This is a genomic window from Hyalangium sp. (genome assembly GCF_035629615.1).
Lineage (GTDB): Bacteria > Myxococcota > Myxococcia > Myxococcales > Myxococcaceae > Hyalangium.
Genome location: NZ_DASPHO010000282.1, coordinates 1 through 13,718 on the forward strand (window position 1 = coordinate 1; position 13,718 = coordinate 13,718).

Annotated in this window: 12 protein-coding genes; 7 read left to right on the forward strand and 5 right to left on the reverse strand. The window is 66.1% G+C overall.

Annotation, left to right across the window (positions count from 1 at the left end; all coding sequences use genetic code 11):
* From VD972_RS14135 to fabZ, 4 genes are all read right to left on the reverse strand, one after another.
* Window positions 1-929, reverse strand: a 929-nt coding sequence (locus VD972_RS14135) for a beta-ketoacyl-[acyl-carrier-protein] synthase family protein (RefSeq protein ID WP_324986759.1), incomplete at its 3' end; no start/stop codon positions are given.
* Entirely contained in the window at window positions 926-1,969 is a 1,044-nt protein-coding gene (locus tag VD972_RS14140; protein ID WP_324986763.1) for a beta-ketoacyl synthase N-terminal-like domain-containing protein, read from the reverse strand. The genes VD972_RS14140 and VD972_RS14135, both read right to left, overlap by 4 nt.
* Complete coding sequence (locus tag VD972_RS14145; RefSeq protein WP_324986765.1) at window positions 1,966-3,165, reverse strand: beta-ketoacyl-[acyl-carrier-protein] synthase family protein; 1,200 nt, start codon at window positions 3,163-3,165, stop codon at window positions 1,966-1,968. Before VD972_RS14145 ends, VD972_RS14140 begins: the two co-directional genes overlap by 4 nt.
* A gap of 30 nt (window positions 3,166-3,195) precedes the next feature.
* Window positions 3,196-3,663: a 3-hydroxyacyl-ACP dehydratase FabZ gene (gene fabZ, locus VD972_RS14150; RefSeq protein WP_324986768.1), complete on the reverse strand. Its 468-nt coding sequence runs from the start codon at window positions 3,661-3,663 to the stop codon at window positions 3,196-3,198.
* 144 nt (window positions 3,664-3,807) lie between these two features.
* On the opposite strand from fabZ, the gene VD972_RS14155 reads away from it, so the two are divergent.
* Genes VD972_RS14155 through VD972_RS14185 form a run of 7 tightly spaced genes read left to right on the forward strand, consistent with a single transcriptional unit; the run spans window position 3,808 to window position 11,700 of the window.
* Complete coding sequence (locus tag VD972_RS14155) at window positions 3,808-5,556, forward strand: radical SAM protein (protein ID WP_324986770.1); 1,749 nt, start codon at window positions 3,808-3,810, stop codon at window positions 5,554-5,556.
* A complete protein-coding gene (locus VD972_RS14160; RefSeq protein WP_324986773.1) occupies window positions 5,553-6,293 on the forward strand; it encodes a 3-oxoacyl-ACP reductase family protein in 741 nt (246 codons plus the stop codon). Before VD972_RS14155 ends, VD972_RS14160 begins: the two co-directional genes overlap by 4 nt.
* A gap of 12 nt (window positions 6,294-6,305) precedes the next feature.
* Window positions 6,306-7,799: a radical SAM protein gene (locus VD972_RS14165; RefSeq protein ID WP_324986776.1), complete on the forward strand. Its 1,494-nt coding sequence runs from the start codon at window positions 6,306-6,308 to the stop codon at window positions 7,797-7,799.
* Window positions 7,796-8,539: an SDR family NAD(P)-dependent oxidoreductase gene (locus VD972_RS14170; protein ID WP_324986778.1), complete on the forward strand. Its 744-nt coding sequence runs from the start codon at window positions 7,796-7,798 to the stop codon at window positions 8,537-8,539. The genes VD972_RS14165 and VD972_RS14170 overlap by 4 nt, the downstream gene beginning before the upstream one ends.
* A gap of 9 nt (window positions 8,540-8,548) precedes the next feature.
* Window positions 8,549-9,856 (forward strand): aspartate aminotransferase family protein, encoded by a 1,308-nt coding sequence (locus VD972_RS14175; protein WP_324986781.1) that lies wholly within the window; start codon window positions 8,549-8,551, stop codon window positions 9,854-9,856.
* The gene (locus VD972_RS14180; protein ID WP_324986784.1) at window positions 9,841-10,566 is read left to right on the forward strand and encodes an SDR family NAD(P)-dependent oxidoreductase; all 726 of its coding nucleotides are present in this window, start codon (window positions 9,841-9,843) and stop codon (window positions 10,564-10,566) included. The genes VD972_RS14175 and VD972_RS14180 overlap by 16 nt, the downstream gene beginning before the upstream one ends.
* Before the next feature lie 18 nt (window positions 10,567-10,584).
* Complete coding sequence (locus VD972_RS14185) at window positions 10,585-11,700, forward strand: winged helix DNA-binding domain-containing protein (RefSeq protein WP_324986786.1); 1,116 nt, start codon at window positions 10,585-10,587, stop codon at window positions 11,698-11,700.
* 484 nt (window positions 11,701-12,184) lie between these two features.
* On the opposite strand, the gene VD972_RS14190 is transcribed toward VD972_RS14185, so the two are convergent.
* Window positions 12,185-13,717, reverse strand: coding sequence for an ion channel (locus tag VD972_RS14190; protein ID WP_324986788.1), 1,533 nt, complete (start codon window positions 13,715-13,717; stop codon window positions 12,185-12,187).
* Window position 13,718: the final 1 nt, after the last annotated feature.

Here is a 13,718-nt window from a genome sequence, read left to right on the forward strand (position 1 = left end):
CCAGCGCGCCGCAGGGCGTGCTGCATGGCCTTGCGTGCCATGGCTCCATCCGGAAGCGGGGCGGTGGTCTTGTAGGCGTCCTGGGTACTCGCCCACCCGAGGACTCGCGCCAGGGGACGTGCGCCTCGGGCCAGGGCACGCTCCTCGGACTCGACCACGAACATCGCGGCTCCCTCGCCCATGGCGAGCCCGTCCCTGCGCCGGTCGAAGGGCCGGCACGCATCCGGCTCGGCGCGCGGCGAGGGAGCTCCCAGGCGGGACATGCCCCCGAGACCCAGGGGATTCACCATCGAGTCACTCGCGCCGCAGAGCACCCGTGTGGCCGCACCGCGCTCGATGAGGGACGCAGCGTGCGCTACCGCGAGCGTGCCCGCCGCGCACGCAGAGACGTGAGGCACGACGGGCCCGCTCAGGCCGAGCATCCTCACGAGCCCGTCTGCACAAAGATCGATGCGCGAGCGAAAGCGCACCCGTGGCAGAGGAGCCCCCGGCTCGGCCGCCCAATCGATGGCCGCTCGAGCGCCTTCCTTGCGCAGCAGAGGTCCGAAGTCCTCCAGGAAGGCCTGCTCCAGGCCCAGGGCCATCGACAGCCAGGTATCGCTCGAATCCTCCCCGCAGCCCGCCTGGTGCCAGGCCTCCAGCGCAGCAACCCACCCGAACCCAATCTTCCGGTCGCGCAGGGCTCCGGACGACTCCCAGTCCTCCAGGAGGGACTCGGGCATGCGCCCCCCGAGGTACTCCCGAAGCCAGGCCCCATCCGTCCTGAGCACGGGAACCTCCCCGGCGACGCGCGTCGGGAATCCCGAGGCGTCAAAGTGGCGGATGGGCCCCACTGCAGCGCGGCCCTCACCGAGCGCATCCCAGAAAGCGCGCGCCCCCACGCCCAAGGCAGAGACGACACCACAGCCGGTGATGACGGCCCGGCTCACGAAGCCACCTCCCGTGCGAGTCCCACCAGGCCCACGTCGCCATCTGGGCCCATGACGAGCACGGCCGCACGGCGCACCTCGCCGTCCTGCAGCAGGTCCAGCGCTGCCACCGTCGCCAGCGCGGCGGAGGCCGCCAGCGTCTCCCCGAAGAGCGAGGCCGCCTCGAACACGGACTTGGGACGCACCGAGAGGGCCAGCTCCCGGGCGGCGTCTCTGCGCTTCGGCATGGCCATCAGCACCACACACTCGGGGCTCATGGCCAGGAGCGAGCGTCGCGCAGACTCGAGCGCCAGCGCCTGCCCCTGCCGTCCAGAGTGCACCTCGCAGCGCTCCATGAAGCCCAGCGGGGGAGCGTGGCCAGGATCGGCCAACACCAGAAGGGCTGCCCCTTCCCCCGGCACCACGTCCTCCCCTCCCTCTCGGCGCAGCTCCGCCCAGGTCACCGGGTGCAGCGCTGAGTCCGCTCCGCCCCCCAGGGCTACCTCGCACTCACCCGCGGCCACTGCGTGGTGCGCCTCCGCCAACGCAAGCACCGTGCCGGTACCGCGCGAGAAGAGCGCCGCATTCGGGCCTCTCAGGCCCTCACGGATGGCCGCGTGGCAGAGGGTGTAGTTGTTCATGAGCTGGAAGGCGAAGAGCGGATTGCACGCTCCGAGCCCCGCGGTACCGAACCCTCCCAGGTCGAAGCGCCCCTCCGAGAAGCTCGCGTCAAGCATGGCCTCGAGCTCCTCCACCGCACCGCCCGAGGCCCCCACGCCGAGGAAGAACCCCGTCTCCTCTCGCGGGAGTGCCGGGGACTCCAGGAAGAGACTCCGGGCGGCCACGCAGGAGAGGCGTGCGCCCCGGCTCATCAGCTTGAGCTGCCGCGGCTCCACATCCTGCGCGGCGGGCAGCGGGGGCACCTGCGCGGCGAGGAGCCCCCCGAGCGCCTTGCAGGGAGTGGCCGCCGTGTCGCCCGCGCGCACTGCCTTGCCCAGCCCTCGCCAGCCAAGGCCTCGGGCGCTGACGGCGGAGGCGGCGATCACGGCAACGGGCCTCATGCGCGGACCATCACGAGGCTGGTGTTCGCCCCACCAAAGGCGAAGGCGTTGACGAGCGCCGAGCCCACCCGCTTGCTCAGAGCCTTACCCAGCACGTGCGGAAGCTCACAGCGGGGATCCGGGTGGCTCAAGCCCGCGGTCGGGAGCACCTCGTCTCGCTCCAGCGCATGCACTGCACACAGGAATCCCAAGGCCCCCGCTCCCGCGATCCAATGTCCAAGGGCACCTTTCACGGAGCTCACGTGGGCCTCGGCCAGCCTCGCTCCCAGCACCCGCCGGAGTGCCTGAGCCTCCACCTCGTCATTGAGCTGTGTCGAGGTACCGTGCGCCTGCACACAGTCCACGGCCTCGATCCTCGCCTCTCTCAGCGCGGCACGCATGGCCATGGAGGCACCCGCTCCCTCTGGATCGGGCGCGGTGAGGTGCCAGGCATCGAGCGAACGCCCCACCCCCGCTACCGCAGCCACGGCATCGCCCTTCTCCGCTGCGAGGACGACCATGGCCGCCCCCTCCCCCACGACGAAGCCGTCCCGATGCGCATCGAAAGGACAGGACACTCCCCGGGCCGACAGCGCCCCCAGCAACCCAAACCCGGCCAGCATCAGCGGATCCACATCCGCTCCCACGCCGCCGCACAGCGCCACGTCCACCTCACCCCGCCGGATGGCCCGCACGCCCTCTACAATGGCCGCAGCCCCCGAGGAGCAAGCCAGGGACAGCGTCTCACAGGGCCCACGAGCACCCAGCTCCCCCGCCAGCATCGAAGCCACCGCCGCAGGAGATACAGCCGCGGCGTCGATCCTCGGGGCCAGCTCCCGCGCCCGCTGGCCGAAGGCCTCATGGTCGAAGCGCGCGCCCCCTCCTGCCGCCTGAGCCAGCGCCAGCACCGTGGAGAAGCTCGCACGGCCCGACTCGGCTCCGATGAAGATGCCCACGCGCTCGGGCGAGGCCCCGACTCGCGCCCGGCCCCACGCCTCGCGAGCAGCGCGCAGAGCGAACTCCCGCCGGCGATCCTCCGCGCCTTCAGCGACGCCACGAACCGCGGCCGCCACCTGACACGGAAAGCCCTCCACATCGAAGTGCTCCACCCGAGCGATGGCGCTCTCGCCGCGCGCGAGGGCCGCCGCGGTGCTCGTCCAGTCCAACCCGAGGGAGGAGACTGCACCCACACCTCGGACGAAGGCGTCACGCCCCATGCCCGTTTCCTCTGCGTGCCCGGCGCGCGCTCACGGCTCCTCCGCAGATCCGGTGAGCCAGACGTTCAGCACCTCGCGGCGGCGCGCGCGCAGCTTCTCGCTCTTCACCTCGGCGAAGGCGAACGTGAGCTCAGCCTCGGCCGTGAGCTGTCCCTCCACGGTGGCTGTCGCGCGCACCTGGCCCCCCTCCTCGCGAGCGGTGAGGAGGCGCGCCTCCAGCTCCAGCTTGTCGCCCGGGCGCACCATCCTGCGAAACTTCGCCCGGTCCACCATCGTCAACAGCGCGTGGAGATCGTTGCGCCCGCGCTCGCGCATCGTCGCCTCCACCAGCACGCCGCCGAGCTGCGCCAGGGCCTCGACGATGAGCGCTCCCGGCATGATGGGATGGCCCGGAAAGTGGTCGGCGAAGAGGTCGTCCGAGAGCGAGACGCACTTGACGCCATGAGCCACCTCCGATGGCACCAGGCGCGTGATGCGGTCGAGCAGGACGTAGCGCACGAGGACCCCTCCGCGAGCCTGCGCTATAGCACGTGCCGGAAGACTCTGGACAGGCGCAGTCCGGGCTAGCACGATGCCGCGCACCTGCGTCACCCGAGGTGCGCGTGTGGCGTGCTCCGAGTCGCGGCGTCTACGGAGGCCTCCATGGAGTGCACGAGCTGCGCGCCGGTCGACGGAGCCGTTCAGCGGTCGGACAAGCCCCATACCTTCCTGCACCATGAGCCCTCGCAGTGCGAGCGCTGCGAGCAGGCGGTGGAGGCCCGCGTCGTCCTGCGCAAGGGCGAGGTCTGGGCCCTGAAGTTCTGCACCACCTGCGGCCAGACGGAGGCGAAGGTCGCCGACAGCGCCGACGCGTACCTCGAGGCCTGGGTGAAGCGAGGCGAGGTGGCGGACGACACGCGCGACCACCTCTTCAAGCACACCACCTCCACCTGTCCCCAGTGCCTCGCGCTCCTGCAGGCCGAGGTCGTCATCCGCCGGGGCAAGGTCTACTTCAAGAAGAACTGCCGCAAGTGCGGGCCCTCGGAGGCGCTGGTGAGCGAGGACGCGCGCTATTACGTGCGCGCCTATACCTTCGCCCGCGCAGGCACCGAGCCGCTGAAGTTCGCGGCCGAGGTCAAGCACGGCTGTCCCACCGACTGCGGCACCTGCTCGGACCACGAGCAGCACACCTGCCTGCCGATCGTCGAGGTGACGGACCACTGCAACCTCGAGTGCCCCATCTGCATCGTCAACAACCAGTACTCCAACCACATCGCGCTGGAGGGCTTCCAGCGCATCGTGGACCAGATGGTGGAGCGCGAGGGGCAGCTCGAGTCCCTGGCGCTCTCGGGGGGCGAGCCCACCAGCCACCCCCAGATCCTGAAGCTGCTGGAGATCGCGAACCGGCCGGAGATCGGCCGTGTGGTGCTCATCACCAACGGCCTGCGCCTGGGCCGGGATCGCACCTTTGCCGAGGCCGTGAAGGCCAGCGGCGCCTACGTGGGCCTGCAGCTCGACGGCTTCACCGCCGACACGCACGAGAAGATCCGCGGGCGCGATCTCTCCAAGGACAAGCAGGCGGCGCTGCGGATGCTGGAGGAGCTGAGCATCCCCACGCAGATCATCTTCGTGGCCACGCGCGGGGTGAACGAGCACCAGATCGGCCAGGCGGTGCAGCTGCTGATGGAGAAGGACTTCGTCCTCTCGCTCAACTTTCAGCCAGCGGCCTTCACGGGCTTCGGCGGTGGCTCCTTCAAGCACGATCCGATGGATCGGCTCACCATCCCCGGCGTCATCCAGCGCATCGAGGAGCAGACGGGCGGCAAGCTGAAGGTGAGCGACTTCGCCCCACTGCCGTGCTCGCATCCCCAGTGCGTCTCGCTCACCTACCTGCTGAAGCTGAACGACGGCTCGTACATGCCCTTCGGACGCTTCGTGGACTTCCAGCGCCACGGGACGCTGCTGAAGTCGTCGGCCACGCTGGGGGCCTCACCGGAGATCCATGACGCGCTGGAGGAGGTCATCCACGACGTCTTCGCCCGGCAGGACGAGGTGGAGCGGGGCACGGACATCCTCAAGGCGCTGCGGCGCTCGCTGGACGTGATGTTCCCGGACCGCAAGCTGACCAACAAGGAGTCCGTGCTCATCGGCGAGCAGCAGGCCAAGAGCATCTTCCTCCACCACTACATGGACCGGCACGACTTCGACCTGGAGCGGCTGCGCAAGTGCTGCCACCACTACCCGCAGGTGGATGGCCGCGTCATGCCGGCGTGCGGCTTCAACATGTTCCACCGCGGCGCCGCCAAGGGTCCCAAGACGGAGATCGCCTCCTGGGGCAAGAAGCCGTGGACGACGAACCCGCCCGTCAACGCGGCAGGCCCCGCTTCCTTCAAGCTGCCGGTGCTCAAGTGAAGCTCCTGGAGGGCCGCACGGCGCTCGTCACCGGCGGCTCGCGCGGGCTGGGGCGAGCCCTCTGCCTCACGCTGGCGCGCGAGGGTGCCAACGTGGCCTTCTGCTATTCGCGCTCCGAGGAGCACGCCGCGGAGACGCTCGCCCGCATCCAGGAGCAGGGCGTCCGCGGCTGGTCCTTCAAGGTGAACGTGCTGGACAAGCCGGGGGTGCAGAAGATGGTGCGCGCCCTCGAGCAGGAGGCGGGGGGCCTCGACATCCTCGTGAACAATGCGGGCGTGGGCCAGGTGGTGCCGCTGGCGCTCATGGAGGAGGAGGACTGGGACCGCGTGATGAACACGAACGTCAAGGGCGCGTTCCTCGTCACCCAGGCGGCGATCCGCGGGATGATCCACCGCAAGCGCGGTCGCATCCTCAACATCAGCTCGCTGGCCGGCGTGAAGATGATGCAGGCCCCCGTGCACTACTGCGCGGCGAAGGCTGCCCTCAAAGGCTTCACCGAGGCGCTGGCCAAGGAGCTCGGGCGCTACGGCGTCACGGTGAACTGCCTGGCCCCCGGAGTCCTCGAGGAGGGCGTCTCCGGCAACCTGCCTCAGCCGCGCCTCGAGGAGTACCTGCGCAACTGCGCCCTCGGGCGCGTGGGCACGCTGGCCGAGGCGGCCGAAGTGGCGGCCTTCCTCGTCTCGGATCGCAACAGCTACATGAACGGAGCCACACTCGTCCTGGATGGGGCGGTGTGAGGAGGGGGCCACATGCCGGATGGATCCGTTGTCGCGGAGCGGCTGCTGCATGAGACGACCAGCCTGTGCCGGGACTGCAAGAACGCGGTGCCCGCGCAGGTGGTGGCCGTCGGCAACGAGGTGCACATGCGCAAGCAGTGCACGGCGCACGGCCCCCAGTCCGTGATGCTCTCGGACGACGCGGCCTGGTACGAGCGCACGCGCGCCATCGCCACGCCGCCCGCGCCCCCGGTGGCTCGCAAGCAGGTCGAGCATGGCTGCCCGTTCGACTGCGGCGCCTGCTCCACCCACGAGCAAAAAGTCCGGCTGCCGGTGGTGACCATCACCAGCGCCTGCAACCTCAACTGCCCCATCTGCTACGTGCACAACAAGAACGAGGGCGCATTCCACATGACCCTCGAGTACTTCGACCGGATCCTCGGTCACCTCGTGAAGGACCACGGCGGCGAGCTGGATCTCATCAACTTCACGGGCGGCGAGCCCACCGTGCACCCGCACTTCCTCGACTTCATCGAGCACGCGCACAAGGCCGGGGCGCACCGCGTCACGATCTGCACCAACGGCATCCGGCTCGCGCAGGACGAGCGGCTCGTGCAGCGGCTGGGGGAGCTCCAGGCGCGCGTGGCACTCTCCTTCGACTCGTTTGAGCCGTCCGTGGACCAGGCGATGCAAGGGGCGCGGCTGCTGGACATCAAGCTTCGCTGCCTGGATCTGCTCGACAAGTACAACGTGGACACCACGCTCATCCCGGTGATGACGCGCGGGTACAACGACCACGAGATCGGCCGCATCATCCAGCTCGGGCTGGAGCGCTCCTGCGTGCGCCATCTGGAGATCCACACCATCACGTATACCGGGCAAGGCGGCGTCAGCTTCGACCGCTCGGGCCGGATCTCCATGCACGAGGTGCTGCGCCGCATCGAGGAGAAGACCGGGGGCATGTTGCGCGAGGCGGACTTCGTCCCCTCTCCCTGCGCGCACCCGCTCTGTTACCAGATCGCCTACATGCTGCTGGATCCCGAGGGCGGCCCGCCGGTGCCCTTCGCCCGCTTCATGCCGAGCGAGGAGTTCTATGCGGTGCTCGGCGAGCGGCTCTACCTCGAGCCGAGCCCGCGCCTGGAGGCGGCGATGCATGACGCCATCGATCGGCTGTGGGCCTTCGGCGGTGATGAGGCGGAGCGCACGCTGCGGATGCTGAAGCACCTGCTCGGTGTGCTGTTTCCACAAGGGCGGGTGCTCACCCGCCACGAGGGGCTGCGAGCCTCGGAGCGGTGGGTGAAGGCCGTCTACGTTCACTCGCACATGGACGAGGAGACCTTCGACGTGGAGCGGGTGACGCGCTGCCCTGACTCCAACTGCTACCCGGATGGGACCACCATCCCAGTGTGCAACTACAACGTGCTGTACCGCGAGAAGGAGGACCGCTTCATGCGCGCACCGAAGGCCTGGAACGAGCGGAGCGGCGGCTTCAAGCTGCCCGTCTTCCCTGGGGAGAGGGTCAAGTGACGCCGCGCATGGAGGGGAAGCGCTGCCTCGTCACCGGCGGCTCGCGCGGCCTGGGGCTGGCCATCTGCCAGGAGCTGACGCGCGCGGGGGCCCGAGTGGCCTTCACGTACTCGAAGAACACGCGTGACGCGGAGGAGGCCCGCACGCGCATCACCGAGGCGGGCGCAGCCCCGCTCGTCTTCCAGGGCTCGGTGGCGGACGCCGAGCACGTGAAGAAGACGGTGGCCTCCGTGGTGGAGGCCTGGGGCGGGATCGACGTGCTGGTGAACAACGCTGGGGCCAACCAGGTCCTCCCCATCGCGCTCATCGAAGAGGCGGACTGGGACCTGGTGATGGATGTCAACGTCAAGGGCACCTACCTGTTCTCCCGTGCCGCGCTGCGGCCGATGATCCGTGCGCGCGCGGGCCGGATCCTCAACATCGGCTCCTTCGCCTCCGAGCGCGTGGTGGAGGCGCCAGTGCACTACGCGGCGGCCAAGTCCGCCCTGCGCGGGTTCACCGAGGCGCTGGCGCGCGAGGTGGGGCGCTACTCCATCCAGGTGAACCTGCTCGCGCCGGGGTTGCTGGATGCGGGCCTGTCGCGCTCGCTGCCCCAGCACCGGCTGAATGAGTACCTCAGCCAGTGCTCGCTGGGGCGGCTCGGCACGGTGGAGGAGATCGCGCGCATGGCGGTCTTCCTCGTCTCGGACGAGAACACGTTCATGACGGGCGCGAAGGTCGTCGCCGACGGTGGCCTGTAGGAGCGCGGGATGGCTATCAGCATCGAGGACACCCTGCGCCGGGGGTTCGAGGACTTCCGCGAGTTCGTCAATCCACTCATTGCCCTGCGCGCGGAGGTCGCTGGAGAGCCCCTGCGCGTCGTCCAGGCGAAGGAGGGACGCCTGGAGGACACGGAGGGTCACCTCATCGAGGACTTCCACGGCACCCAGGCCTTCGGGCACCGCAACCCCGCGATCACGGCAGCGGTGCGCGAGTTCCTGGACACGGACTCACCCTCCTGGTTCCCGTCACGAGTGAACCCGTATGCGGGGAGCCTCGCCCGGCGCCTGTGCGAGCGCAGCGGGTATTACTCCAACGCCTTCTTCGCGAACTCGGGGAGCGAGGCCGTGGAGGCGGCGCTCAAGCTCGCTCGGGCGGTGACGCGCAGGCCGCGGGTGCTGTCGCTCGACCGCGCCTACCACGGCTGCACCATGGGGAGCTGCGGGCTGATGTCTCCCGGGACGTTCCGGGATCCGTTCGAGCCTCATCTGCCCGGCGTGGGCCCCCTGCCCTTCGGGGATATCGACGCACTCTCGCGAGCCCTCGCGGAGAAGGATGTGGCTGCCGTGGTGGTCGAGCCCATCCAGCTCGAGGGGGGCGTGCGGCCCCTGCCACCCGCGTACCTCGACGCGCTGTGCGAGCTGACGGAGCGGCACGGCACGCTCCTCGTGGCGGATGAGGTCCAGACGGGGCTGGGGCGCACCGGGCGCTTCCTCGCGAGCGAGCGCTGGCCGCGCCGTCCCGAGTGCGTGCTGCTGGCGAAGCACCTCGGCGGAGGGCTCCTGCCGATCTCCGCGATGCTCACCCGGCGCGAGCTGTTCGAGGCCGCGTACGGGAAGAACTTCGAGACGGCCGAGGCACACAACAACACCTTCAGCGGCAGCGCGGTGGTGTGCGTCGCGGCGCATGCGGCGTTGGACCTCCTGACGGACTCCCTCGTCGAGCGTGTCCGCGACGTAGGCGCGAGCTTCCGTGCGGGGCTCACGGAGGCACTGGCCTCGCTGCCGCTCTTCGAGGAGATCCGCGGCGAGGGGCTTGTCGCGGGCATCGTGCTCAAGCCGACGGAGCACCCGTGGCTGTCCTTCGAGCACTTCGGGATGGAGGACCTGGCCCACCGGCCCACCGTGGGGCTGCTGCTGTGCCACCGGCTGTATAAGCGCGGCTATTTCTGCTTCGTCTGCGGGCACGACTGGAGCGTGCTGAGACTGCAGCCACGCTTCACGATCGCCTCGGAAGCGCTGGCCACCTTCACCCGGGTCGCCCGGGAGGAACTGGAGTTCCTGTGCAACCTCGACTGAATCCTCCCCGGGCGCTGGTGTTTGGAGGCACGGGCATCCTCGGTGCGGAGGTCCTCCGGGGTCTGGCGCGTGCGAGCGTTCCCACCGCCTTCACCTGGCACCAGTCCCGCGAGCGGGCCCACGCGCTGGCGAGCGAGCTGTCGCAGCGCCCGGTGCAGGTGGATCTCTCGGATGCCGCGGCGACGCGTTCCGCGCTCCAAGGACTGCGCGAGGAAGGCTTCGTGCCCAACCTCTTCATCCACTGCGCGGGAGTGAACCCGGGTGCTGCCCTCGGGGACATCACGGACGAGCAGTGGAGCAAGACGATGGCGGTGAACTGCCACTCTGCCTTCATCGCGTGCCAGGAGCTGGCACCTGCCATGGCGCAGGCTGGAGAGGGGCACTTCGTGCTCGTGGGAGCCCTGGACCGGACACAGTCGGCGCCCTCGCCCGTGCACTTCGCGGCGTCTCAGGGGGCCCTGTCTGCCATGGCCATGGCGGTGGCCAAGGAGCTGGGGCCCAAGGGCGTGCGCATCAACGTGGTGGCCCTCGGGCTGCTGGAGGGGGGCCTATCGCGGGAGGTCGGCGAGAAGCTGGTGGCCGACTACAAGGGCTTCAGCGCGCTGCGCAGGCTCGGCCGTCCCGAGGAGGCTGCGAAGGCCATCCTGTGGCTCGCGCTCGAGAACACGTACATGAATGGCAAGGTGCTGCCGGTGAACGGCGGCATCTGATTCCCAGTCCGAGGCTGCATGCCCGTTCCGACGCTGACCCGCAGAGCGCTCAACCGAGCCACCCTCGCGCGGCAGATGCTGCTCGCGAGGGAGAAGACCCCGGTCCTCCGCGCCATCGAGCGCCTTGTCGGCCTCCAGGCCCAACTGGCAAGGCCTCCCTTCATCGGGCTCTGGTCCCGGGTCCAGAACTTCCAGAGTGAGCAGCTCACGCGGTTGCTCCAGAGCCGCAAGGTCGTCCGGGCGACAATGATGCGCGCCACGCTGCACCTCGTGAGCACGAAGGACTACGTGAAGCTGCGCGCGGCCATCCAGCCGGTGCTCCGCTCCTCCATGCAAGGCATCCTTCGCGAGCGAGCCCAGAAGCTCGATGTCGATCAACTGAGCGCGGAGGCGCGCAAGTACTTCGACGAGGAGCCTCGGAACTTCGACGAGCTGCGCGACCACCTGTTGCAGCGCTTCCCGAAGGGCGACGAGCGGGCGATGGGCTATGCGGTGCGGATGCACCTGCCGCTCGTGCAGGTACCCACGGATACCGAGTGGGGGTACCCGGGGACGGCGGACTTCGCCGTCGCGGAGTCCTGGCTGGGCGAGCCGCTCGGCACCGACGAGACACCGCACGCGCTCATCCTGCGGTACCTCGCGGCGTTTGGACCGGCGAGCGTAACCGATGCGCAGACTTGGTCTGGCCTCGGCGGGCTGAAGCTGGCTTTCGAGGAGCTGCGGCCAAAGCTCAAGACGTTCCGGGATGAGCGTGGGCGGGAGCTGTTCGACCTGCCGAAGGCACCTCGCCCGCCGGAGGACACTCCCGCGCCTGTGCGATTCCTCCCTGACTACGACAACCTGATCCTGGCCCATGACGACCGCACGCGGCTCATGGAAAAGGAGCATCGCTCGAAGATCTCGACGTCCAGCCTGCGCATCCTGCCCACGTTCCTCGTGGACGGATTCGTCGCGGGTACATGGAAACTCGAGCGGAAGAAGACTACAGCAACGCTTGTGATCGAGCCGTTCACAACTTTATCGAAGAAGCCTCTCGCAGATCTCACCGGCGAAGGAAGGCTACTGGCCCGCTTCATTGAGGACGATGCCATCGGATTTGATGTGCATGTCACAAGACCTAGCTTTGATGCCTGATGATGAGGTTGCTGACGCGTATCAGTCGCGAGCACCTAGGAAAAGCATGCCACCAAGGTGGCTTTCCTCTAACCGCTGAAAGGCCCACTGCTAAGTCTGGTCTCTGGTCTTCCTTAGCAGTTCTGCATTTGTGACACACAATGCAAACCAGTGCGACGGGCGAAAATGCGCACAAACCTTCTCTTACAAATTATCCTTTAGCCATTTATCTTTGCACAACACGTTAGACCAAGCAGACTCTACTCCCGACTTAACGACCAATAGGCGATCTTGTACTTTCATGTATGCAATCAAATGGGTCCGAATTTCCGACGCCGACTGCTTAGTAACAACAGCCCAAGTAGACTCAGTAATGTGAGCCCAAGTGCCGTAGGACTTTATCGCTGTTATCAAGCCTTCATAATCTCCCCCCTCATGTAAATCATAGGAGACAATGTAGCACGACATCCGACTCCCCTCCAGCTAACCCCAGCGGGTCAGCCATTTATGATTGCTCGTTCGATTGCTCGTTCGATTGCTCGTTCGATTGCTCGGTCTGGGCATCAATCGTGTCGCCACCTGTATCTTGCTTGTGGAGTTTCGCTTGGCGGTCTTCAGTACTCTTGTTCTTTTTCGCCCGCCGCATGTGCTTATCAAAATTTTCTTTTAGATCTTCATAGGCTTCCGTCGGCAAGGCTTTGCTTGCTCCCAAACGGGTTCGCATAATTGCCATACAATCATCAAAACACCCGCGTGCCAAGCGTTCAACAATTGCGCCGTTTTCCTGAGCGAGATCAATACTCAAGGTCGAAAAAGAAAGCGCAAGTATCGTAAGAGTAACAACTGCAAGCATAACCTGCGCAACCACAGCAACTTGACTCAAGAATTGCTGGGGCGAAACGGATCCGTCTCCCACCGTAAAGAAAGTAACCACAGAATAATAAAAACTAAACCACAAACTCTTCATGCCACTACCAGAGAAAGTTTCGGGATAGACCCGATAAATCCCTCTATAAATACCAGCAAAAACAACAACAATCGATGTCAGTGCTATCAGAAACCGAAGCGCAAAGACATAGAAGAGAACAATCTTGCCACCAGCCAAGGTCTTTGCCTTGTCAGCCACACGCAGAGAATACTTGGCATAAGAATGAACCGTCTCCGCTTTCCTAATAATCACCTCACGCAACTTGGTGCGCTGATTAGGCTTTGAGGCGTTGTATTGAATGACTAATGGAATGAGCTCTCTCTGAACTTCCTCAAGAGCCTTACCCGCCAAGCGTTGAGCCCATTCCGCCAGTCGAACAACTGACTGAAAAGGCGTTGTTACCCAATAGAAATTCGACAGAACTATATAAACCACACTAATCGACAAGAAAATCGTGCAGGTAGTGATTAGCCAAGTTGCTGAAGTCCTATCAACAATCACACAGGCAACAAGAATAAGTATCCAATTGGCGCCCGCTATAGATATACTGCCAACGCTCCTCACAGCAAATGCAAGAATCCCAAGCGCGCTGAATATCTTTGACACCAAGACAACAACAGCAACAACTGGAAAGAACACGACATACAAAGCCGCAATCCCAGCAGTCTTAGGCCCCCAGAGCGCCACTGCAATGAGGAGCAATGCAATCAAAGTCGCGAGCGCGGCACCTTCCCAACTAGACTTACCTAGGTCCCAATACCGTTCAAACAACCAACCAACAACTCCATGCTGCTCGCCAAAAATGTACGAGGCAAATACGATCCAGAGAATCGCCGCAGATACTCGATGAACCCACGTGGTCCACCATTTAGATACTGCTTGATACACTTCAGTCGACCGCCGCCGGGCAATGACGACTACGTCAGCCTCGTGCTTTGGCGTATAGACACCGATCAGAAATTGAAAAAACTGCAGTGTCCTAGCGGTACCTGGGGTTGCGGAACTAAGAGTGACCCCGTCCGGCAAGACCGTCGCAGTAACCGCAAGCCGAGGAAGGTTAGTGCTTGAATCTTGTGGCGGTCCAGCCGATTTCAGTTGCTCATTGCTCAAG

What these genes read in the sequence shown, in the direction of transcription:
- VD972_RS14140 (WP_324986763.1), bottom strand. Translation starts at nt 1,969, where the DNA reads ATGAGGCCCGTTGCCGTGATCGCCGCCTCCGCCGTCAGCGCCCGAGGC.
- VD972_RS14145 (WP_324986765.1), bottom strand. Translation starts at nt 3,165, where the DNA reads ATGGGGCGTGACGCCTTCGTCCGAGGTGTGGGTGCAGTCTCCTCCCTC.
- VD972_RS14155 (WP_324986770.1), top strand. Translation starts at nt 3,808, where the DNA reads ATGGAGTGCACGAGCTGCGCGCCGGTCGACGGAGCCGTTCAGCGGTCG.
- VD972_RS14165 (WP_324986776.1), top strand. Translation starts at nt 6,306, where the DNA reads ATGCCGGATGGATCCGTTGTCGCGGAGCGGCTGCTGCATGAGACGACC.
- VD972_RS14175 (WP_324986781.1), top strand. Translation starts at nt 8,549, where the DNA reads ATGGCTATCAGCATCGAGGACACCCTGCGCCGGGGGTTCGAGGACTTC.
- VD972_RS14185 (WP_324986786.1), top strand. Translation starts at nt 10,585, where the DNA reads ATGCCCGTTCCGACGCTGACCCGCAGAGCGCTCAACCGAGCCACCCTC.